Annotated in this window: 22 protein-coding genes; 12 read left to right on the forward strand and 10 right to left on the reverse strand. The window is 30.2% G+C overall.

Features of this window, described 5'->3' with window-relative positions; genetic code table 11:
* The first annotated feature begins 82 nt into the window (after positions 1-82).
* From KO500_RS04990 to KO500_RS05000, 3 genes are read left to right on the forward strand one after another with little or no spacing between them, the layout of a single operon-like run.
* A complete protein-coding gene (locus KO500_RS04990; protein WP_215955400.1) occupies positions 83-607 on the forward strand; it encodes an RNA polymerase sigma factor in 525 nt (174 codons plus the stop codon).
* 48 nt (positions 608-655) lie between these two features.
* Entirely contained in the window at positions 656-1564 is a 909-nt protein-coding gene (locus tag KO500_RS04995; RefSeq protein WP_215955401.1) for a FecR family protein, read from the forward strand.
* Positions 1557-4070, forward strand: coding sequence for a TonB-dependent receptor (locus KO500_RS05000; RefSeq protein ID WP_215955402.1), 2514 nt, complete (start codon positions 1557-1559; stop codon positions 4068-4070). The genes KO500_RS04995 and KO500_RS05000 overlap by 8 nt, the downstream gene beginning before the upstream one ends.
* Before the next feature lie 206 nt (positions 4071-4276).
* On the opposite strand, the gene KO500_RS05005 is transcribed toward KO500_RS05000, so the two are convergent.
* A complete protein-coding gene (locus KO500_RS05005) occupies positions 4277-4423 on the reverse strand; it encodes a hypothetical protein (protein WP_215955403.1) in 147 nt (48 codons plus the stop codon).
* A gap of 164 nt (positions 4424-4587) precedes the next feature.
* On the opposite strand from KO500_RS05005, the gene KO500_RS05010 reads away from it, so the two are divergent.
* The 4 genes from KO500_RS05010 to KO500_RS05025 all read left to right on the forward strand — a co-directional run bounded on the left by KO500_RS05010 (position 4588) and on the right by KO500_RS05025 (position 8225).
* Positions 4588-5919 carry an MATE family efflux transporter gene (locus tag KO500_RS05010; RefSeq protein WP_215955404.1) on the forward strand — a complete coding sequence of 444 codons (1332 nt, stop codon included), beginning with the start codon at positions 4588-4590 and terminating at the stop codon, positions 5917-5919.
* A gap of 35 nt (positions 5920-5954) precedes the next feature.
* Complete coding sequence (locus KO500_RS05015) at positions 5955-6722, forward strand: enoyl-CoA hydratase/isomerase family protein (RefSeq protein ID WP_215955405.1); 768 nt, start codon at positions 5955-5957, stop codon at positions 6720-6722.
* Between the two features lie 233 nt (positions 6723-6955).
* Positions 6956-7405: a 6-pyruvoyl trahydropterin synthase family protein gene (locus KO500_RS05020; RefSeq protein ID WP_215955406.1), complete on the forward strand. Its 450-nt coding sequence runs from the start codon at positions 6956-6958 to the stop codon at positions 7403-7405.
* Positions 7406-7451: 46 nt separating this feature from the next.
* On the forward strand, positions 7452-8225 hold the full coding sequence (locus KO500_RS05025; protein WP_215955407.1) for a UDP-2,3-diacylglucosamine diphosphatase: 774 nt from the start codon (positions 7452-7454) through the stop codon (positions 8223-8225).
* A 760-nt stretch (positions 8226-8985) separates the two neighbouring features.
* Here KO500_RS05025 and KO500_RS05030 read toward each other — a convergent pair.
* The 8 genes from KO500_RS05030 to KO500_RS05065 form a co-directional block, all read right to left on the reverse strand.
* Entirely contained in the window at positions 8986-10242 is a 1257-nt protein-coding gene (locus tag KO500_RS05030; RefSeq protein WP_215955408.1) for an MFS transporter, read from the reverse strand.
* A gap of 70 nt (positions 10243-10312) precedes the next feature.
* Positions 10313-12004 carry a single-stranded-DNA-specific exonuclease RecJ gene (gene recJ, locus KO500_RS05035; protein ID WP_215955409.1) on the reverse strand — a complete coding sequence of 564 codons (1692 nt, stop codon included), beginning with the start codon at positions 12002-12004 and terminating at the stop codon, positions 10313-10315.
* A gap of 29 nt (positions 12005-12033) precedes the next feature.
* Positions 12034-12462 (reverse strand): OsmC family protein, encoded by a 429-nt coding sequence (locus KO500_RS05040; RefSeq protein WP_215955410.1) that lies wholly within the window; start codon positions 12460-12462, stop codon positions 12034-12036.
* 159 nt (positions 12463-12621) lie between these two features.
* Positions 12622-13161 (reverse strand): hypothetical protein, encoded by a 540-nt coding sequence (locus KO500_RS05045; protein ID WP_215955411.1) that lies wholly within the window; start codon positions 13159-13161, stop codon positions 12622-12624.
* On the reverse strand, positions 13161-13505 hold the full coding sequence (locus KO500_RS05050) for a HopJ type III effector protein (protein ID WP_215955412.1): 345 nt from the start codon (positions 13503-13505) through the stop codon (positions 13161-13163). Before KO500_RS05050 ends, KO500_RS05045 begins: the two co-directional genes overlap by 1 nt.
* Positions 13502-14182, reverse strand: coding sequence for a 16S rRNA (cytidine(1402)-2'-O)-methyltransferase (gene rsmI / locus KO500_RS05055; protein ID WP_215955413.1), 681 nt, complete (start codon positions 14180-14182; stop codon positions 13502-13504). Before rsmI ends, KO500_RS05050 begins: the two co-directional genes overlap by 4 nt.
* Positions 14183-14191: 9 nt before the next feature.
* Positions 14192-14548 (reverse strand): DoxX family protein, encoded by a 357-nt coding sequence (locus KO500_RS05060; RefSeq protein ID WP_215955414.1) that lies wholly within the window; start codon positions 14546-14548, stop codon positions 14192-14194.
* A 71-nt stretch (positions 14549-14619) separates the two neighbouring features.
* Positions 14620-15312, reverse strand: coding sequence for a hypothetical protein (locus KO500_RS05065; protein ID WP_215955415.1), 693 nt, complete (start codon positions 15310-15312; stop codon positions 14620-14622).
* A gap of 192 nt (positions 15313-15504) precedes the next feature.
* On the opposite strand from KO500_RS05065, the gene KO500_RS05070 reads away from it, so the two are divergent.
* The 3 genes from KO500_RS05070 to mscL all read left to right on the forward strand — a co-directional run bounded on the left by KO500_RS05070 (position 15505) and on the right by mscL (position 17722).
* Entirely contained in the window at positions 15505-16152 is a 648-nt protein-coding gene (locus tag KO500_RS05070; RefSeq protein ID WP_215955416.1) for a thymidine kinase, read from the forward strand.
* Positions 16145-17254, forward strand: a complete 1110-nt coding sequence (gene alr / locus KO500_RS05075; protein WP_215955417.1) for an alanine racemase — start codon at positions 16145-16147, stop codon at positions 17252-17254. The genes KO500_RS05070 and alr overlap by 8 nt, the downstream gene beginning before the upstream one ends.
* 66 nt (positions 17255-17320) lie before the next feature.
* Positions 17321-17722, forward strand: a complete 402-nt coding sequence (gene mscL / locus KO500_RS05080; RefSeq protein WP_215955418.1) for a large conductance mechanosensitive channel protein MscL — start codon at positions 17321-17323, stop codon at positions 17720-17722.
* A 99-nt stretch (positions 17723-17821) separates the two neighbouring features.
* Here the strand turns inward: mscL and KO500_RS05085 are convergent, their stop codons facing one another.
* Positions 17822-18199, reverse strand: a complete 378-nt coding sequence (locus tag KO500_RS05085; RefSeq protein WP_215955419.1) for a response regulator — start codon at positions 18197-18199, stop codon at positions 17822-17824.
* A gap of 186 nt (positions 18200-18385) precedes the next feature.
* On the opposite strand from KO500_RS05085, the gene KO500_RS05090 reads away from it, so the two are divergent.
* Positions 18386-19375 carry an aspartate-semialdehyde dehydrogenase gene (locus KO500_RS05090; RefSeq protein WP_215955420.1) on the forward strand — a complete coding sequence of 330 codons (990 nt, stop codon included), beginning with the start codon at positions 18386-18388 and terminating at the stop codon, positions 19373-19375.
* A gap of 149 nt (positions 19376-19524) precedes the next feature.
* Positions 19525-21681, forward strand: coding sequence for a prolyl oligopeptidase family serine peptidase (locus KO500_RS05095; RefSeq protein ID WP_215955421.1), 2157 nt, complete (start codon positions 19525-19527; stop codon positions 21679-21681).
* Positions 21682-22005: the final 324 nt, after the last annotated feature.

Raw genomic sequence — 22005 nt, forward strand, 5'->3', positions numbered from 1 at the left:
CAATATATTTATGAATAGATATTACTAAAACAATCAAACGTTATATTTTCCTGAAAATTTTTTAACTAAATAAAAAATAAAATTGAAAAAAGAGCTACATGTTGATATTTGTAATGAAACTATTTACAAAAATTTCTATAATAAACATGCTAAGAATTTACATGATTTTCTTTATTACAAATACGGAGAAAATCTAAATCCGAAAGATAAAGCTCAAGAAGCATTTATAAAGTTATGGGAAAATTGTAGTAAAGTAAGTTTGCAAAAATCAAAATCATTTTTATATACGGTAGCAAATAACTTAATGCTTAATGAAGTTAAGCATCAAAAAGTAGTTTTAAAATACCAAAGTGAGCATACAAAAAACTATACTAATGAAACTCCTCTATTTATTCTTGAAAAAGATGAATATTATAAAAAATATCAAAAGGCATTATCAAATTTACCAGAAAAACAACGTACTGCATTTATGCTAAATAAAGTTGAAGGTAAAAAACATGAAGAAATTGCACAATTATTAGGAATAACAAAAAAGGTGGTTGAATATCGTATATATTCAGCATTTGATCAATTAAAAAAAGAATTAGATAGTTTTAAAATAAAATAATCAGGAGTTTGTGTCTCTAAGTTGTTATATAATAAATAAGTACTAAACATGAACCATAAAGATTTAATACAGAAGTGGCTTTCAGATGAGCTCAATGAAAAAGAAAGCAATGCTTTCAATGCTCTAGAAAATGCAAATTTCTATAAAAAAATTATTGATGATGCTTTACTTTTTAAAGCTTCAAATAATTCAGAAATGCCAACTTACGAAAACTTTAAATCCAAAATTAACACAGATAAAAGTCCTGTTAAAAAAATAAATTGGCTAAAACCAATGCTAAAAATAGCTAGTGTATTGGTTCTATTTGTTGGAGTATACTTTGTGTTTTTTTCAAATGATTTAATAGAAGTAGAAACTACGGTAGTTGAAAAAACAACCGTTATTTTACCTGATAATTCTAGAGTTGTATTAAATGCCCTTTCTGATATTAAATATGATGAGACAAATTGGAATAATAAAAGAGAAATATTATTGAGCGGAGAAGCTTATTTTGATGTTGCCAAAGGCTCTAAATTTAATGTAATTACAAGTATAGGTACTGTTACTGTCTTAGGAACTGAATTTAATGTAAAAGAAAGAGGTGAAATTTTTGAAGTTACTTGCTTTGAAGGCACAGTACGCGTACAAACTTCAAATAGCACTAAAATATTAAAAGTTGGCGATAAATTTAGCTCTATAAAAAAAGAAATAAAAACCAAAAGACATAGCAAACCTAGTCCTGCATGGATAGAAAACACTAGTCAATTTGATCGTATACCAGTTTATGAAGTAATTGCAGAATTAGAAAGACAATATGGTATTGATATTGAATCTAATAAAATAAACACTACTCAATTATTCACTGGGGCATTTATTCATAACAATCTTGAAAGTGCATTAATGTCAATATCTGAGCCACTTGGTTTAAATTATGAAATACTAAAGCAAAACAAAGTTCGTTTGGATATTAGTGAGTAAAAATATAAAAAAAATTATATGGTTTATTTTATTTTTTGGCATTGTATTAAAATGCATTGCACAAGAAAACAATGCTCAAAAATCGCTTAATAGTGTTTTAGAAATTTTACAAGAAAAGTATGATGTACAGTTTAATTATGCTTCTACTTTAATAGATAATATTAACGTACAATCTATAGATTCCACAAAGCCATTAGATGAAATAATTTTCGATATAAGTGAACAAACTAACTTAAACTTTGTTTACATATCAAAAAAAATCATCACAATAAAAAAAATAAAAAAAAACCTTTGTGGGTTTATAATTGATAAAGACACAGGAGAAGCTCTACCATATGTGACTATTCAAAATGCTAATATTAGCACATTAACTAATGGAGATGGTTATTTTAATATTGAAATACAAACTGATGTAGATGTTATAATTATTAAACATTTCGGACACAAAACATTAGAAAGACAAATACGTTATTTTAATAAAAACAATTGCGCAAATATTTATTTAATTCCTAATCATGAACAGTTAGCTGAAATAATTGTTTATGATTATTTAATAAGAGGAGTTGATAAGCTTGACAATGGTTCATTTCAAATAGATTTTGATAAATTTTCTATCCTTCCTGGTCTAATTGAAAATGATGTCTTACAAACTGTAAAAGCATTACCTGGTATACAAAGTATTGATGAAACTGTTTCTAATATTAATATAAGAGGTGGTAGTAATGATCAAAATTTAATAACATGGGATGGCATAAAAATGTACCAATCAGGACATTTTTTTGGTTTAATATCTATGTATAATTCCAACATAACACAAAAAGTAGAAATACGAAAAAATGGTACTAGTGCTAAAGAGACTGATGGAGTTTCAGGAACTATATCAATGCATACAGATCCATCTTTAAACTCCAATTTTAAAGCTAGTATAAGTGCAAATTTATTAGATGTTAATGGTTTTATAGATACACCAATAGGTGAAAAAGCATCGTTACAAATTACTGCTAGAAAATCTATTAGTGATTTAGTTCAAACACCAACGTATTCACAGTATTTTGAACGCATTTCACAAGATACAGAGATTTATAATAATACTTCAGAAGCTACAAATTCGGATATTATGTTTGATTTTTATGACACTTCAATTCGTTTACTTGTTCAACCATCAGATAGAGAACATTTTAAATTTAATTTTATTTATACCGCAAATGAAGTAGTTTTTAATGAAAAAGATGAAGTTTCAGGGCTTCAAGAAATACGACAAAGTAAACTAAACCAAAGTAGTATTGCGGGTGGTGTACAATACCATAAAAAATGGACAGATAATTTTAATACACAACTTCACATCTATGAAACAGATTATAAACTAAGAGGTAAGAATGTAAATATTCAAGAAAATCAACGTTTTTTACAAGAAAATATGGTTTCTGAAACTGGAATAAAATTAATAACTAATACATCATTATCACCACAAATTTCTATAATAAACGGCTACAACTTTGTAGAAACCAAAGTTTCTAATTTAGATGATGTTGATGATCCAAAGTATATTTTATTAGAAGCAAAAGTGCTTAGAACACATGCTATTTTCAGCGAAATAGAAATATCATCGTTAAACAAAAAAAATCATTATAACTTAGGGGTAAGATATAATTACTTAAATAAGTTTAATAAGCATGTATGGGAACCTCGCTTAAGTTTTAATCATAAATTTTCAAAAAAAATAGCATTTGAGGTATTAGGTGAGTTCAAGCACCAAAGTACTTCACAAATTATTAATTTTCAAAACGATTTTTTAGGTATAGAAAAGCGAAGATGGCAACTGTCAGACAATGAATCTGTCCCAATAATTCAAAGTAAACAATTGTCCTTTGGCCTAAGCTATAATCATAAGGGTTGGTTATTTAACTTAACTCCATTTTACAAAAAAGTTACTGGTATCACAACACAAAGTCAAGGTTTTCAAGATGCTTATGAATATACTAATGAAAATGGAGACTATGAGGCTAGTGGTGCAGATTTACTTTTAAGAAAACAATTTAAAAAAGGTAGTAGTTGGATAAGCTATTCTTATTTAAATAGTAACTATTATTTCAAAGAATTAGAAGACAATAGTTTTTCTAGTAATTTTGATATTACAAATGCAATTGTTGCTGGAACAAACTATACTTTTAATAAATTATTACTTGCACTTGGAATTAATTGGCATACAGGCAAACCATATACTGAACCAGATACTAATACTCCTGTTTCCGAAGGAACAATAAACTATGGTCCTACAAATGAAAATAGACAACATGACTATCTCAGAGTAGACTTTTCAAGTAGATATGATTTTAATTTAAATGATAAAACTAAATTAGAAATAGGTTTTGCTTTATGGAATGTATTAAATAAAAAAAATATTATTTCTTCTTATTATACTCTAGATGATTCTGAAAACACGCAAAAAATAAATGAAAAAGCTTTAAGTATAACTCCGAACATTCATTTAAAATTAACTTTTTAAGATAAAAAAAAGACCACAATACGTATCACAGGGGGACAATAAGCTGTAGTCTTTTTTAGTTAATTTAAAATCAATATTAAGTAGGTTAAGCAATGTTTAAATAATATATTTTATAGTATTAAATTTAATTTGGGATAAAAATTAACATTACATATATATTCTTTGTTCTTAAATTTGATAATTAAAGTTTGGTTTTAATATAAAATTTATAATAGAATTAATAATATTGAAAATTGTAATAATGCAAACACACCAAAACCAATTAAAAATTTATTATTATTTGTAAATAAAGTATTGATATCTTCATTATTCTCATTTCCTTTAAATCCGTAGGTTCCTTCATTTAAATTCATAATCATCTCTTTATTAGTTTATATGTATATAACAACATACTTTTTAAAACTCCTGAAAAAAATTAATTTTTTTCTTAAATAAGCTGTATGCTTGATAGAAAAAGACTACTATAATAAAGTTTTATTAAACTAAGAATAAGATATAATAAGTAAAAAATAGAGTATTGAATAACCCGCTAACATTTAAAAAGATTAATAAATTAGCTATACCGGCAACTATAGCTGGTATAGCTGAACCTTTGCTTTCTATAACAGATACTGCTATTGTTGGTAATATTGATGTTGATGGTATTGAATCGTTAGCCGCCGCAGGAATTGTAGGTTCCTTTTTATCTATGCTAATCTGGATTTTAGGGCAAACCAGAAGTGCTATTTCTGCAATAATATCTCAATATTATGGTGCCGGAAAAATTGATGAAGTAAAGTCACTCCCAGCGCAAGCCATATATTTAAACATTGCTTTGAGTATCATTATTCTTTTAGCAACAATATTTGTTATAGAAGATATATTCCGGCTTTTAAATGCTACAGGTAAAATACTAGACTATTGTATATCTTATTACGAAATTCGGGTTTGGGGATTTCCACTTACCCTATTCACATTTGCTGTAATGGGTATTTTTAGAGGGCTACAAAATACATTTTATCCTATGGTTATTGCTATAGTTGGTGCAGTATTAAATGTAATCTTAGATTATGCACTAGTTTACGGATTAACAAATTATATAGAACCTATGTACTTAGAAGGTGCTGCATGGGCTAGCCTTATAGCACAAACATGTATGGCATTGATGGCTTTTATTTTACTTATAACAAAAACAAAAATTAGTTTAAAACCTCAACTACCGTTTCATCCGGAATTAAAACGTTTGATTGCAATGAGCTTAAACTTATTTGTTAGAACTTTAGCGCTAAATACTGCTTTAATTTTAGCAGTTAGAGAAGCAACAGCTTTGGGTGATAAATATATTGGTGCGCACACAGTTGCGATTAACATCTGGTTATTTTCTGCATTTTTTATCGATGGTTATGCAGGAGCAGGGAATATCTTAGCAGGACGCTTATTGGGCGAAAAAAATTACAAAGGCTTAAATAAACTATTAAAAATGATACTTAAATACGCTCTAATTATTAGCGCTATTTTAATGGCATTGGGTTTTGTTTTTTACCAACCAATAGGTCATTTATTTTCTAATGATACGCCTGTACTAATTATATTTTATAGCATTTTTTATATCATACTCATTGGCTTACCTATAAATACTATTGCATTTATATATGACGGAATATTTAAAGGCTTAGGCGAAATGAAATACTTAAGAAATACGCTTCTAGTTGCCACATTTATTGGCTTTATTCCTACTTTATTTATTACAAAATATTTAGGTCTAGGTATTACTGGTATTTGGATTGCTTTTACCGTTTGGATGCTAATCAGAGGCGGAAGTTTGGTATATAAGTTCAAAAACAAATTCATACCGCTTATTCGTATTTAATTGAAAAATGTATTTTTGATACAAACTATAAATCTATGTCTACTTCAAGAGAAAATGGAAGTCTTTATACTAAAATTAATAATCAAATTGCAACTATAGAATTTGGGCACCCTGCAAGTAATTCTTTTGTAAGTGAATTATTAGATCGTTTAGCTAAAGAATTTGATAAACTTTCTGATAATGATGCTATAAATACAATTATTTTAAAATCTGAAGGAGAAAAAGCTTTTTGTGCGGGTGCATCTTTTGATGAACTAGTGGCTGTATCAAATTTAGAAGAAGGGAAAATATTTTTTAGTGGTTTTGCACATGTAATCAATGCCATGCGAAAATGTAAAAAAGTGATTATTGGCCGTGTGCAAGGTAAAATAGTTGGCGGTGGGATTGGTTTAGTTGCTGCTTGCGATTATGTTTTTTCAACTGAGAAAGCATCAATCAGATTATCTGAATTAACAATTGGTATAGCCCCTTTTGTAATAGCGCCGGCAATAGAACGTAAAATAGGTGTTGGTGCACTATCAGAACTATCATTAAGTCCAACTGAATGGAAAACTGCATATTGGGCACAAGAAAAAGGCTTGTTTTCCAGAGTTTTTGATGATATAAAAGAACTTGATAAAGAATTAGATTATTTTACAAATAACCTATCACAATATAACCCACAAGCACTTGAAGATTGGAAAAAAGTACTTTGGAAAAATACTGATCATTGGGATTCTCTATTAATTGATAGAGCCGCAATAACGGGTAAATTAGTGCTTTCTGAATTTACGAAAACAGCTTTAAAGAAATTTAAAAAATAATAATTATGGTAAAATATCGTTTTATCATTTTAGTATAATCATATGGAAATTCTTAACTTTTTAAACGGAGATCTTATCTTCCCAATTTTAGCACTATTTGTAGTAGTAATATATTTTGTCAATCGAGTACGCTCAAGAAGAAAATACAAACGGTAAAGCTACAACATGTTAGCATAAAGTGATACTTTTGTAATCAGCTGCATAAATAGCATTCTGTATTATAATCCACATTTATGAGTAAAATTAGAATTACCAAGCAATTTAATTTCGAAACCGGTCATGCATTATATGGTTATGATGGTAAGTGTAGAAATGTGCACGGACATAGTTATAAACTATCTGTAACTGTAATTGGCCAACCTATAACCGATACTTCTCATGTAAAATTAGGAATGGTAATTGATTTTGGTGATCTAAAAAAAATTGTAAAAGAAGAAATTGTTGATCAGTTTGATCATGCTACTGTATTTAATAAAAATACACCACATGTTGAGTTAGCAAAGGAGTTGATAGATCGTGGTCACATGGTAATATTAGCAGATTATCAACCTACTAGTGAAAACATGGTTATCGATTTTTCTAAACGAATTAAATCTCGTTTACCTGAAAATATTACATTACATTCTTTAAAACTACAAGAAACAGATACTTCATTTGCTGAATGGTATGCTAGTGATAATTAAAAATCACCCAAGCTTTAGCTAGATTCTTTCATTTATTAATACAATCATGCAGACCATAAATATTCCAGAAGGTAAAAAAGTATATTTCGCTAGTGATAACCATTTAGGCGCGCCCACAATAGAACAGAGTTATCCTAGGGAAAAAAAATTTGTTACTTGGTTAGATGAAATTAAAGAAGATGCTGCTGCTATATTTTTATTAGGTGATTTATTCGATTTTTGGATGGAATATAAAACCGTTGTACCTAAGGGTTTCACAAGAACCTTAGGGAAATTAGCGGAAATAGCTGATTCTGGTATTCCTATTTTTTATTTTGTCGGAAATCATGATTTATGGATGAATGGCTATTTTGAAGAAGAATTAGGGATTCCCGTATATCACCAACCACAACAATTTACGTTTAACACTACTACATTTTTTATTGGTCATGGTGACGGACTTGGTCCAGGAGATATTGGTTATAAGCGCATGAAAAAAGTGTTTACAAACCCATTTTGTAAATGGCTTTTTAAATGGCTACACCCAGATATTGGGGTACGTTTAGCACAGCATTTATCTGTGAAGAATAAATTAATATCTGGTGATGATGATGCTAATTTTTTAGGGGAAGAAAAAGAATGGCTCGTTCAATACGCAAAACGTAAACTAGAAACCAAACATTATGACTATTTTGTTTTTGGCCATAGGCATTTACCTTTAGAAATAAAGTTAAACGAAAAATCTACTTATACCAATCTAGGCGATTGGGTTAAATACTACACTTACGCTGTTTTTAATGGTGAAAAATTAACGCTAAAAGAATATAAAATAATAGTGTAACAAAAAAATAATCTTTTCCCTATAGCGTAATTACTCGTGTTCACCATATTAATTATAAAAAACTACATGCTAATAGTATCTTTACTATATTATTAGTATTTAAATATTGAACCCAAATCATCAATTACCTACCTACAAACCAAAATTTACCTAAATTTATTTACTTGACCTAAAAAAAGCCCCGTAAAGGGCTTTTTTTATTAAAATAAAAATTTAACGGAAAAATCTAAAAATAAAAAACAACTAATTATTCTATTTGAATACTAATATAATAAAAAATATTAAAGTAATCTAATTCTTACAACATTTTTATCTATGTTCACCACATTAATTATAAAAAACTACACGCTAATAGTATATTTACTCTGTTGTTAGTATTTAAATGTTGAACCCAAATCTTCAATTACCTACCTACAAACCAAAGTTTACCTAAATCTATTACTTAACCTAAAAAAAGCCCTCAATGGGGCTTTTTTTATTTCATGAAAACTTGTCGAGAAAAATTTAAAAAAGGAAAAACCACAACCAATATTTCCTTTAAAAATACTAATATAGTTAAAAACATTAAAGTAATCTAATTCCTACAACATTTTTATCTATGTTCACCACAATAATTATACAAAACTATATACTAGTAGTACCTTTACAATGTTATTAAAGTTTAAGTGTTGATCCCAAATTAAAACTTAACCCAAAAAAATATTAGCCCCCAAACCTTTAAATTAACCAAATTGAAAAAAAGTCCTTAATTGGACTTTTTTTATTCGGCTTCATGGGCTTCAACATCTTTTTGTAAGTCTAATTTTCTAAAAGTAGGTGAAACTATAGCTGTTATACCCACAGTTATTATAGTCATAGCACCCCCAAATACAACGGCAGTTACAGTTCCCATCAATTTAGCTGTTAAACCACTTTCAAAAGCACCTAATTCATTAGAAGAACCAACAAACATAGAATTTACTGAGGCAACTCTACCTCGCATATGGTCAGGCGTTTTCAATTGTAAAATAGTTTGCCTAACAATCATAGAAACACCATCTAAAGCTCCACTCAAAAACAATGCACCAACAGATAACCAGAAATAAGTTGAAAGCCCAAAAACTATCATACAAACTCCGAAGCCACATACCGCAATTAATAATTTTTTACCTGCATTTTTATGTAATGGGAAACGTGTTGAGCCTAGCATGGTAAGTGCTGCTCCAACAGCAGGTGCTGCACGTAATATTCCAAACCCTTCTGCTCCTACTTTCAATATATCTTGAGCAAATATGGATAATAATGCAACAGCACCACCAAACAATACTGCAATCATATCTAAAGTTAATGCTCCAAAAACAGCTTTAGTACTAAAAACAAAGTTTAAACCTTCTTTTAAACTATCAAATACATGCTCACCAATTTTTGGGTTCAATATTGGTTTCTTTTTAATATTAAAAAGCGCTAATAATGCTATTAATGAAAAACCAAAAATTAAACACATTGACCAATGTACACCAATATAGCTGATAGAAAACCCTGCTAAAGCTGGGCCCAAAACTGAACCCATTTGCCAAGTAGAGCTACTCCATGTTGCCGCATTTGGATATATTTTTTTTGGAACAAGTAATGCCAATAGTGAAAAAATCGTAGGCCCTATAAACGAACGTACAATACCACCTAAAAAAACTAAAGCGTAAATACTATACAATATGGTTTTGGTATTGTAACTAATTCCAACAGAAGGCAAACTCAATAAAAAAAGTCCTAAACTAATTACTGAAAAACCTAGTATACATTTGATAAGTAAACCACGTTTTTCTTTTTGATCTACAATATGACCTGCAAATAGCGCCATTGTTACTGCGGGTATAACTTCCATTAAGCCAATAACACCTAATGAAAGAGGATCTTTAGTCATTGAATAAACTTGCCATTCAATAACAATGAATTGCATTGACCATGCAAAAACCATTGCAAAACGAACTATTAAAAATATATTAAATTCTTTATATCGTAATGCTGCATAAGGATCCATACGTACAATAATTTAAAAGTAAGATGCAAAGATATGTAAGGAAAAAGCATTTAATATAAATTAAGATGTATTAAGCTCTAATATCTCTTAATTTCATTTGTAAACTCACATTGCCTTGCCATTCGTTTTCATCAATAGAATAAACGGCACTAAATGATTTTTCAGATTTAATAAGAGGTAGTTTATCACCTAAATTAAAACCAATACCTCCTATTTGGTTAGAACCTTTCTGCTTTACTGAAATTTTCAAATGCTTATTGTCTTCACCTACGCATTTAGAATAGCCTGTATCTACTAAATTATCTGTCATAAAAACAGGTGTCATATTACCAGGACCAAAAGGTGCAAATTGATTAATAATTCGCATTAGTTTAGGAGTAATATCTTTTAAATTAATCTGCATATCTACCGATATCTCTGGTGTCAATAGATTACTATCAATAGTATCAGTAACTACTTTTTCAAATTGATTTTTAAAGTCTTTATACTGATTCTCTGATAATGTTAAACCTGCTGCATATTTATGACCACCAAATTGCTCAATAAATTCTGAACATTGTTCTAAAGCGTTGTAAACATCAAACCCTTTTACGGAACGCGCTGATGCGGCCAATTTTTCACCACTTTTGGTAAAAACTAATGTTGGGCGGTAGTAGGTTTCCGTTAATCTTGAAGCTACAATACCTATAACACCCTTGTGCCATTGTTCTTGATAAACAACTGTAGTAAATTTTTCTTGCTCATCATTATTAGTGATTTGCGTCAATGCCTGTTCAGTAATTACTTTATCTAAATCTTTTCTATCACTATTAAATTGTTCAATTTCCGAAGCAAACTTTTCAGCTGTATTTACATCTTCAACTGTTAAAAGATTTACAGCATGTTGCCCATGTACCATACGGCCAGCAGCATTAATACGTGGTGCAATTATAAAAACAACATCGGTAATTGTAAGTGTCTGTTTTTTTATCTGATTGATGATTGCTTTAAAACCAGCTCTAGGATTTGTATTTATAACTTTTAAACCATAATAGGCTAACACCCTATTTTCACCAGTAATAGGTACGATATCTGCTCCAATTGCAGTCGCTACAAGATCTAAATACGGAATTAAATCATTTATTGTTTCCCCTTTTGTAGCACCTAAGGCTTGTATTAATTTAAAACCAACACCACAACCACAAAGCTCATCATAAGGGTAACTACAATCATCACGTTTAGGGTCTAAAACGGCAACAGCATCGGGAATTGTATTTCCTGGTCGGTGATGATCACAGATAATAAAATCAATCCCTTTTTTTTTAGCGTAAGTAACTTTATCGATTGCTTTTACTCCACAATCAAGTGCAATAATTAATGAAAAACCATTGTCTTCCGCAAAATCGATTCCTTTATAAGAAACTCCGTATCCCTCTTTATAGCGATCAGGAATATAGGTTGCTACATTTGGGTAGTATGATAATAAGTAAGATGACATTAACGCAACAGCAGTTGTCCCATCAACATCATAATCACCATACACAAGTATATTCTCATTATTAGCAATAGCCTTTTCAATACGAGATACGGCCAATTCCATATCTTTCATTAAAAAAGGATCATGTAAATGAGAAAGCTCTGGTCTAAAAAAATATTTTGCCTCTTCGTAAGTAGAAATATCCCTTTGCAACAAAAGTTGCGCTACCAAGTCTTCAACTTTTAGAGCCTTAGCTAGCGCATTAATTTTATCTTTTTCAGGTTTCGCTTTTATAGTCCAGCGCATATATTTTTTACTGCTAAAATGAACTAAAACTATTTATTATGAAAAAAAGTTTTAACCTCTGTAGTTGCAAATTGACGGAACATTTCCATAACTCCACAATATTTTTCAAGAGATAGATCTACTGCTCTTTGTAGTTTACTCTCTTTTAAGTTAGCCCCATGAAAATGATATTCAAGAACCACTTTATCATAAAATTTTGGATGTTCATCAGTTAAGTTGGCGATAGTTTCAATATGAAAATCATCAACCTCTAATTTCATTTTTTTAATTAACGCAGCAACATCTAAACCCGAACAACCTGCCAATGCAGAAAGCATTAATGATTTTGGTCGCAAACCGTTACCATCACCACCATCTTCTTTAGCAATATCAATATTAAAAGTTTGACCAGAAGTATTCCCTGTTTCAAATGCCATGTTACCCAACCATTTGGTTGTTATGTGATTTGTTGTGCTCATAATTATTGTTTGTTATAAGGTGTAAAAATACGAAAGAAAAAGCATATCACCTTTGCTTTTGATTCACTTGATAAAAGACTAAAACGTATCAGAAAAATTATTTATTGCAATATTTATAATCAATATCTGAAGTTGATCCTAAATACTTTAATTAAATAATTAATCAACCAAAATACTCAATTCATTATCATTTGGCACATCATACTCTTCACAAGAATTCAAAATTGTATTGTATTCTTCCTCAGGAATATCTAACCAATAGACATCGCCGAATAGTTTAAAGAAATAACGTTCATCGATAAATTTTTGATAGTTATTTTGAATTTTTGAAGTATATATTTTTTCAACACTATCTGTAATTGAGTCTTTAATCTCTTCTGTTTCTATTTTTTCGTTTAAGTAATGTAAATACGTATTGTTTTCACAAAAAACAATGTGTTTGGGTTCTCCAACACCGAAATCCCAATTAATTTTACCTTCATTTACAAAAACATTGTATTTAAAGTTATGTTTTGTGCCGTAATTGTGCTTTGTGAAAATACCTATAGAGGTTGTTCTAGTATCCTTTTTTTCAATGGTAATATGTTTACTATTGGGTAGTATTACACTTTTTTTTGTTACTGTTTCTTCAACATTCTCATCACAAGAAATAGTAATTACTACTAAAACAATTGTAATTAAGGTTTTATAAAAAGTCATTATATTTCATTTAATGCCTCTCCCTCAAAACTCAATCCATCAAAACCAGTATTCATAAAATTTCTAATATTTTGATGTCCTTCTCCGTTTGGAGCTTTTAAAACATCATCAAAATAATACTGTCCAAAACAGGCTAAAGTTTCTTCCTTCGTTAATCCTTCTTTTTGTGCAAAAGCAAACAATTTACATGAACCAGAATTTTCACCGCTTGCATTACTCAATGCTCCGTTTTTAAAAGCTGTGGGTGTAAATGTATACTTTGCCTCAATAACCGCTATCGTTTCAGAAAATTCTATCTCTTTTGGTGCGTTTTGTAATTTATTTTTAAATTCTGTTATTGTCATTTTTTTGTTGTTTTACCAGCCACTACAATTACAATTTCTCCTTTTGGTGGCTTATCTGTATAATGTTTAAGTACCTCGGTTGCGGTACCTCTTATGGTTTCTTCGTACAATTTTGTTAACTCTCTAGAGACTGATACTTGCCTATCTGCCCCAAAATATTCTACGAAATTACCTAATGATTTTATTAATTTATGTGGAGACTCGTAAAAAATAATAGTTCTTGTTTCTTCTGCTAATAATTTTAAACGAGTTTGTCGTCCCTTTTTTACGGGCAGAAAACCTTCGAAAACAAACTTATCGTTTGGTAAACCACTATTTACTAGTGCTGGAACAAATGCCGTTGCTCCTGGTAAACAATCAACCTCTATTTTACTTTCAACACAGGCTCTTGTTAGTAAAAAACCCGGATCGGAAATTGCAGGTGTTCCTGCATCAGATATCAATGCAATAGTTTCTCCCAGCTTCAAGCGTTTTACAATTGCATCAACGGTTTTATGCTCGTTGTGCATATGGTGACTTTGCATATGGGTAGTAATTTCTAAATGACTTAAAAGTTTACCACTAGTACGAGTATCTTCTGCCAAAATTAAATCGGCTTCTTTAAGTACACGAATTGCTCTAAGTGTAATATCTTCTAAATTTCCTATTGGAGTTGGTACTATATAAAGTTTTCCCATTGGGTAAAGTTACGGCCTAAGCTTTTTACCTGCAAAATAAGAAATAATTAAAGCTACAAAAGCGACTAATGAAAATAAATAGCCACCATCTTCAATCATAAGGTGTGCAATAAATGCTAAAACAATATCAAAGAAAAAACCTGCATAAGCCCACTCTTTAAGTGTTTTTGAAAAGTTTAATAAAATAGCAATAAGTCCTAAAGTTTTTGCAACAGCTAATGGATATACTAAATAAGATGGATACCCTAAACCTATAAATGTGGCTTTAATAGACTCGGTATTAATAAAATACATTTGAATAGAGAAAATCATTATTGCAGTTAACAATCCCGTTCCTACCCAATAAAGAATTTTAATAGATTTCATAAATATAAGGCTGACTAAATAGTTTATGTATTTAGTCAGCCTTTATCTCTTTAGCTTACAAATTTTATAATTTAAGAAAATTTGCGCCCAATAACTTCTAAGAAACGAATTTCATATTCTTCTTTCCCTTCCCAGTTATTATAGTCTGGTTTTACCATATTACTAATAAATGCAACAGATCGTTCTTCTGTTTCAATAGTATTTAATTGTGATAAAACACGATTATAATCGTTCATGTCTTCATTAAACAAATGCTTTACAAAAGCTAACTTGTCATTTAACCCCACTTTTAATTCACCTTTGAAAAAAGTAGTATTCGATGATTTTTTAGCTTGTTCAATTGTAGTTTCTTTTGCCTCTTCAACAGGCATAAATAACTCTTTATCATTTTTCATCAATTCAGGTTTTGACATAAAGTCTGCAAAAACATCTTCTGCATCAACCGTATTTGGCATTTCAGATATAAAACCTTTTATTGTATCCATTCCTGGAATAACAATATCTTCGTCATGCGGATTATTTTCTGGCACTGATTTATTTTCATGCATTACTGCATTTGCTAATTGCTCAAATTTAGCTGCAATCGCGTTTTTAGAAACGTCAATTTCTATATCGTTTAACTCTTCATCAATAAACTTAAGCACTGCTATTTTTTCATACAACTCTTTAGTAGCCTCATACATTTGAGTTATTTCATTTATATCCTCAGAGGTAATGATTTCTGTAGCAAGCTTAACTAGTTTCTTTTTCAGTTGTTTTTTCATCTTTAGCTTTTTTTTATTTACAAAGGTTTGATTAAAATAACCATTAATTTTTAAATTAAAAATATAATCTCCTTTTTGTTTCGAGAAAAAAATTTCATCCATCTATAACAAAAAGATGGTGATAGTTTAGTAATTTTACCCTTACGTTTTCAATAAAACGCAAAACCATTTACATTCGTCTAAAATTACAAAATGTTTCTCGAAAATACAGTTAACCCTAAAGAACAATTTGGCTGGATTGAAGTTATCTGCGGTTCAATGTTTTCTGGTAAAACAGAGGAACTAATCAGAAGACTGAAAAGAGCACAGTTCGCAAAACAAAAAGTAGAAATATTTAAACCTCAGGTAGATAAGCGTTACCATGATAAAATGGTAGTCTCTCATGATTCTAATGAAATAAGTTCTACACCTGTACCTACTGCCGCTGCAATTAGAGTGTTAGCAGAAAAGTGTGATGTTGTTGGCATTGATGAAGCTCAATTTTTTGATGATGAAATAGTTGCTGTTTGTAATGAACTTGCAAACAAAGGTATTCGTGTTTTAGTGGCTGGTTTAGATATGGATTTTAAAGGAAACCCTTTTGGCCCAATGCCAGCTCTTATGGCTACCGCAGAGTATGTAACTAAAGTTCACGCAATTTGTACACGATCGGGTAATTTGGCCAATTATAGTTTTAGAAAAGCTACAAGTGATGACTTAGTGCTTTTGGGTGAAACAGATGCTTATGAACCTTTAAGCAGAGGTGCTTATTACAAAGCTATGTTACGAGAAAAAGTAAAAGAAATGAATGTAAATGCTGAAGAAGTAAAAAAAATTAATAAAGGTAATAACAATGCCTAAGGCGCAAGAAACTGTTCTAGAGATTAACTTAAAAAACATAGAACAAAATTACAATTATCTAAAGAGCAAAATAAAACCAGACACTGGTTTTATGGGGGTTGTAAAAGCGTATGCATACGGTAGTGAATCTTTAAAAATCGCTGAAAAACTTATTGCTTTAGGTGCTAATTATTTAGCTATTGCTTACACTAATGAAGCTTTGGTTTTAAGAGATTCAGGTATTAAGATTCCTATTTTAGTTTTGCATGCTCAAGAAGTAAGTTTTGATAAAATTATTGAAAAATGCTTAGAACCTAATTTATATTCTGAAAAAGTTTTAAAAAGCTTTATTGTTAAAGCTGAAGAATTAGGACAGAAAAATTATCCAATACATTTAAAATTTAATACAGGTTTAAATAGGTTAGGATTTAATGAAAGTGAAATTCCTAAAATTATCAATATTCTTTCAAAAACTGATGCTGTAAAGGTTACCTCAATATTTTCTCACTTAGCTGCATCCGAAGATTTAAGTGAAAAGGAATTTACTGAAAATCAGATTTCAAAGTTTAAAAATATCGCAACACAAATTGATGCTAAATTAGATTATAAACCTTTTAAGCATTTAGCAAATACTTCTGGAATTTTAAATTACCCTAATGCACATTTTGATATGGTACGAAGTGGTATTGGAATTCATGGTTTTGGTAATAGTTTGGCTGAAGACCCCAATTTTAAACCCATTGCGACCTTAAAAACTAATATATCTCAAATTCATTATTTAGAAGCTAATGAAAGCGTTGGTTACAACATGGCATTTACTTCAAATAAAAAAATGAAAACAGCAACATTACCTATTGGTCACGCTGATGGAATTGGTAGAATATACGGTAATGGAAAAGGCATAGTTTCTGTACGTGGAAAATTGGCTCCAATTGTAGGAAATATATGTATGGATATGATTATGATTGATATTTCTGAAATAGATTGTAATGAGGGTGATGAAGTAATAATATTTGGCGAAAAACCTACAGCTACACAATTTGCAGAGGGTGCAGGTACAATTTCATATGAATTAATTACTGGAATTTCTCAACGTGTCAAGAGAATAATTGTTGATTCTTAAATATTCGTTAAATTTTTTTATTAAATTGCGTTCATAAACATTTAACTAAAATTAAACACTAAAATCATGTTGAAAGAATTTAAAGAATTTATCATGACAGGTAATGTCATAGATTTAGCAGTTGCAGTATTATTAGCAGGTGCTATGGGCTTAGTAGTAAGCGGATTTGTAGGTGATATTATGATGCCAATCGTAGGTCACTTTTCAGGCGGTTTAGACTTTGCTGAAATGAAGGTTGTATTAGATGAAGCTGTTATCGCTGCCGATGGTGCTGTAACTAAGCCTGAAAATGCAATTATGTACGGGAAATGGATCAATGCAATAATCAATCTTATAATTGTAGGTTTTGTATTATTTATCATTGTTAAAGCATACAATAAAACTAAAACTCCTCCGGCACCAGCGGCACCAGCAGGTCCTTCTGAAAAAGATCTTTTAGGAGAAATTAGAGATTTATTGAAAAAATAAATTTATCCGAAAAAGGATAAAACCGCTGCACTGCAGTATTAATTTTAAGCCGTCAATTACATACGCTAATGTAATTGACGGTTTTTTTATATAAAATGACTATTTGAATATAGAGTCTGAATTTATTTTAGACAATGGTTTATCAAAATAACCATGTACCAAAGGGTGTTCTTTTGCCAGTAATCTATCTTTATACCTTGTAAAAGCTGAGAGAATATAAATTCGAAGTGTAGATTTTTCTTTTCCTGACTTTTTCATTTCTTCTAAAAATTCCCATCCACCCATTTCAGGCATAACAAGATCAAGTAAAAGTACATCTGGTAAATCATTATTCGTAAAAGATTCTTCTTTTATTTGTGCCAATACAATTGTGGCACTTTCAAATATATGTATCGTACTATTAGTTGATGATTGCTGAACTGCATATTGTGTTGCAAAACGTGAAACCAAATCATCATCGATAATCCAAATTTTCATAAAATTATTTAGAACTGGGGTTGGTACGCTAAATTTATGGTTTTTATATCAGCTTATTCTATTAATATATAAAACATTCACATATTGTTGTAAATGTAACTTTTTGTTATAAATTGTTTATCTCGATTAAATTTCTTTGTTCTATAAAAGGTATTCAACTACATTTGCTGTTCTAAATTAATTAAAATGAAAGTAGCAGTTGTAGGAGCAACAGGAATGGTAGGAGAAGTAATGCTAAAAGTATTAGCAGAACGTAATTTTCCAATAACAGAGTTATTATTAGTAGCATCTGAACGCTCAGTAGGTAAAAAAATGACTTACAAAGGTGAAGAGTATTCTATTATTGGCTTAGCCGATGCTGTCGCTGCTAAACCAGAAATAGCAATATTTTCTGCAGGTGGGGATACTTCAACAGAATGGGCACCTAAATTTGCAGCAGTTGGTACTACTGTGATTGATAATTCATCTGCATGGCGAATGGATCCTACTAAAAAACTAGTAGTCCCTGAAATTAATGCTTCTCAGTTAACAAAAGATGATAAAATTATTGCAAACCCTAATTGTTCAACAATACAATTGGTAATGGTTTTAGATCCTTTACATACTAAATATAAAATGAAACGTGTGGTTATTTCAACATACCAGTCTGTTTCTGGTACTGGTGTAAAAGCTGTACAACAATTAGAAAACGAAATTGCTGGTGTTAAAGGCGAAATGGCATATCCTTACCCTATTGGTAGAAATGCATTGCCACACTGTGATGTATTCTTAGAAAATGGTTACACAAAGGAAGAAATGAAATTAGCTCGTGAACCTCAAAAAATATTTGACGACAAAACTTTTTCTGTTACTGCCACTGCAGTTCGTATACCAACTGCTGGTGGACATTCAGAATCGGTAAATATTGAGTTTGAAAACGATTTTGATTTAACTGAGGTTCGTAAAATGTTAAGCGAAACTCCAGGTGTTGTTTTGCAAGATAACCCAGAAACAAATACTTACCCAATGCCAATTTATGCGCATGATAAAGATGAAGTATTTGTTGGAAGAATTAGAAGAGATGAAACACAAAGAAATACATTAAACTTATGGATTGTTGCTGATAACCTTCGAAAAGGAGCTGCAACTAATGCTGTACAAATAGGTGAATATTTAGTAGCTAATGATTTAGTATAGTAAGCATAGAGCAAAAAACTTTAAAACCAGCTTCAAGAAATTTTCTTAAAGCTGGTTTCTTATTTATTAATAACTTTCCATTTAGCAATATTTTAATAAGTTCCTATTTTTCAATTATGTAATTTTAACATGACTAATTATACTTATTCATGAAAAAACTACTGTTAATTACGATTGCTACGTCAGCATTAATGAGCTGTGAAACAACTCCTAAAAAAGAAAAAATAACTGTGAATTACCCTACTACTGCAAAAATTGATACTGTCGATACGTATTTTGATACTGAAATTAAAGACCCTTATAGGTGGCTTGAAGATGACAAAAGCTCTGAAACTGAAACATGGGTAAAATCTCAAAACCAGACAACTTTTGGCTACCTAGATAAAATTCCCTTTCGAAATGATTTAAAACAACGCTTAGAAAAACTATGGAATTATGAAAAAATAGGCTCACCATTTAAAGAAGGTGAGTATACGTATTTTAGTAAAAATGATGGTTTACAAAACCAAAGTGTTATATATAGAAAAAAAGGTGAGAGTGAGGCTGAAATATTCTTAGATCCTAATACATTTTCTGAAGATGGAACAACCTCATTGGCAGGTTTAAGCTTTTCTAAAAATGGTAACATAGCGGCCTATTCTATTTCTGAAGGCGGTAGTGATTGGAGAAAAGTAATTGTAATTGATGCTGTAAAAAATGAAGTAATAGAAGATACGCTAGTTGATATAAAATTTAGTGGTATTTCTTGGAAAGGAAATGAAGGATTTTTCTATTCAAGTTATGATAAACCAAAAGGTAGTGAGCTATCAGCCAAAACAGATCAACATAAATTGTACTACCACAAGTTAGGCACCTCTCAAAAAAATGACAAATTAATATACGGCGGGACTCCAAGCGAAAAACACCGATATATTAGTGGCTCAGTTACTGAAGATGATAAATACTTATTTATTTACCCAAGAATTTCAACATCAGGAAGTAAACTTTTAATGAAAGATTTAATTAAACCTGATGCTAAAATTATTACAATTCTAGATCATGCTGATACTGATAGTTATGTAATTGAAAATGTTGGCTCTAAACTATACATTCAAACCAATATGGATGCGCCTAACAAAAAAGTAGTAACAGTTGACGCATCTAATCCAAAGCCTGAAAATTGGGTGGATTTTATTCCTGAAACAGAAAATGTATTGTCGCCAAATACAGGCGGTGGTTATTTTTTTGCTGAATATATGGTAGATGCAATTTCAAAAGTATTGCAATATGACTATGATGGTAAATTAGTTAGAGAAGTAAAACTTCCTGGTTTAGGAACTATAAGCGGTTTTGGTGGTAAAAAAGAAGACAAAGAATTCTACTTTTCTTTTACAAATTACAACACACCAGGCTCTTCTTATAAGTACAATGTAGCAACTGGAGAATACGAACAATACTGGAAACCAAATATTGATTTTAGTCCTAATAATTACGAATCTAAACAAGTATTTTACACTTCAAAAGACGGTACAAAAGTACCTATGATGATTACCTATAAAAAAGGGCTTGAACTTAACGGTAAAAACCCTACAATACTTTATGGTTACGGAGGTTTTAATGTGAGTTTAACACCTTCATTTAGTATTGTTAATGCTGTTTGGATGGAGCAAGGTGGTGTTTATGCAGTTCCAAATTTACGTGGTGGTGGTGAATACGGTAAAAAGTGGCATAACGCAGGTATTAAAACACAAAAACAAAATGTATTTGATGATTTTATTGCTGCGGCAGAATACTTAATTAAAGAAAATTATACCTCATCAAAATACTTAGCCATAAAAGGTGGTTCTAATGGTGGACTTTTAGTTGGCGCAACAATGACGCAAAGGCCAGATTTAATGCAAGTGGCTTTGCCTGCAGTTGGTGTTTTAGATATGTTACGTTACCATACATTTACTGCTGGCGCAGGTTGGGCTTATGATTATGGTACAGCAGAAGATAGTAAAGAAATGTTTGAATATTTAAAAGCATATTCACCTGTACATAATGTAAAAAGCGGAGTAGAATACCCCGCAACACTAGTAAATACAGGTGATCATGATGATCGTGTGGTACCTGCACATAGTTTTAAGTTTGCAGCATCATTACAAGAAAAACAAACTGGCAACAACCCTACTTTAATTAGAATAGATGTAAATGCGGGACACGGTGCTGGTAAATCAACTGAGGCTATTATAAATGAACAAGTAGATTTACAAGCTTTTACTTTATACAATATGGGCTTTGAAGAATTACCAAATCAATCAGTATTAAAAGAGTTTAAATTATAACAAAAATTGATATATTTAGCTATTATATTTTTTTTTTATAAAATTTTAGTCTAAAAAAAACCACCCATAAAAGGTGGTCTTTTTCTAAATAAACACTCTTGTTTTAAGAGGATTACTTTTGAGGACAGTAGATGTTGATATCAAACTTGTCTACGTCTGCGTTTCTTGCGATACTTTCCATAACTAAGATAATTTTAAGGTTAATATTAATTTCTTACTCAAAGATACAACCTAACTTATTTATTTTCAATCAATTAAACCACAAAATAAGTGCATGAAAAATGAACCCAATTACTTCTAAAACCAAAAAAAACCACCGATAAA

The organism is Cellulophaga baltica, assembly GCF_018861125.1.
In the GTDB taxonomy this organism is placed as follows: Bacteria; Bacteroidota; Bacteroidia; order Flavobacteriales; family Flavobacteriaceae; genus Cellulophaga; species Cellulophaga baltica_A.

What these genes read in the sequence shown, in the direction of transcription:
- rsmI (WP_215955413.1), bottom strand. Translation starts at nt 14,182, where the DNA reads ATGGGAAAACTTTATATAGTACCAACTCCAATAGGAAATTTAGAAGAT.
- KO500_RS05025 (WP_215955407.1), top strand. Translation starts at nt 7,452, where the DNA reads ATGCAGACCATAAATATTCCAGAAGGTAAAAAAGTATATTTCGCTAGT.
- recJ (WP_215955409.1), bottom strand. Translation starts at nt 12,004, where the DNA reads ATGCGCTGGACTATAAAAGCGAAACCTGAAAAAGATAAAATTAATGCG.
- KO500_RS05090 (WP_215955420.1), top strand. Translation starts at nt 18,386, where the DNA reads ATGAAAGTAGCAGTTGTAGGAGCAACAGGAATGGTAGGAGAAGTAATG.
- alr (WP_215955417.1), top strand. Translation starts at nt 16,145, where the DNA reads ATGCCTAAGGCGCAAGAAACTGTTCTAGAGATTAACTTAAAAAACATA.
- KO500_RS05005 (WP_215955403.1), bottom strand. Translation starts at nt 4,423, where the DNA reads ATGAATTTAAATGAAGGAACCTACGGATTTAAAGGAAATGAGAATAAT.
- KO500_RS05085 (WP_215955419.1), bottom strand. Translation starts at nt 18,199, where the DNA reads ATGAAAATTTGGATTATCGATGATGATTTGGTTTCACGTTTTGCAACA.
- KO500_RS05015 (WP_215955405.1), top strand. Translation starts at nt 5,955, where the DNA reads ATGTCTACTTCAAGAGAAAATGGAAGTCTTTATACTAAAATTAATAAT.
- KO500_RS04995 (WP_215955401.1), top strand. Translation starts at nt 656, where the DNA reads ATGAACCATAAAGATTTAATACAGAAGTGGCTTTCAGATGAGCTCAAT.
- KO500_RS05050 (WP_215955412.1), bottom strand. Translation starts at nt 13,505, where the DNA reads ATGACAATAACAGAATTTAAAAATAAATTACAAAACGCACCAAAAGAG.
- KO500_RS05060 (WP_215955414.1), bottom strand. Translation starts at nt 14,548, where the DNA reads ATGAAATCTATTAAAATTCTTTATTGGGTAGGAACGGGATTGTTAACT.
- KO500_RS05070 (WP_215955416.1), top strand. Translation starts at nt 15,505, where the DNA reads ATGTTTCTCGAAAATACAGTTAACCCTAAAGAACAATTTGGCTGGATT.
- KO500_RS05020 (WP_215955406.1), top strand. Translation starts at nt 6,956, where the DNA reads ATGAGTAAAATTAGAATTACCAAGCAATTTAATTTCGAAACCGGTCAT.
- KO500_RS05045 (WP_215955411.1), bottom strand. Translation starts at nt 13,161, where the DNA reads ATGACTTTTTATAAAACCTTAATTACAATTGTTTTAGTAGTAATTACT.
- KO500_RS05095 (WP_215955421.1), top strand. Translation starts at nt 19,525, where the DNA reads ATGAAAAAACTACTGTTAATTACGATTGCTACGTCAGCATTAATGAGC.
- KO500_RS05030 (WP_215955408.1), bottom strand. Translation starts at nt 10,242, where the DNA reads ATGGATCCTTATGCAGCATTACGATATAAAGAATTTAATATATTTTTA.
- KO500_RS05065 (WP_215955415.1), bottom strand. Translation starts at nt 15,312, where the DNA reads ATGAAAAAACAACTGAAAAAGAAACTAGTTAAGCTTGCTACAGAAATC.
- KO500_RS05040 (WP_215955410.1), bottom strand. Translation starts at nt 12,462, where the DNA reads ATGAGCACAACAAATCACATAACAACCAAATGGTTGGGTAACATGGCA.
- mscL (WP_215955418.1), top strand. Translation starts at nt 17,321, where the DNA reads ATGTTGAAAGAATTTAAAGAATTTATCATGACAGGTAATGTCATAGAT.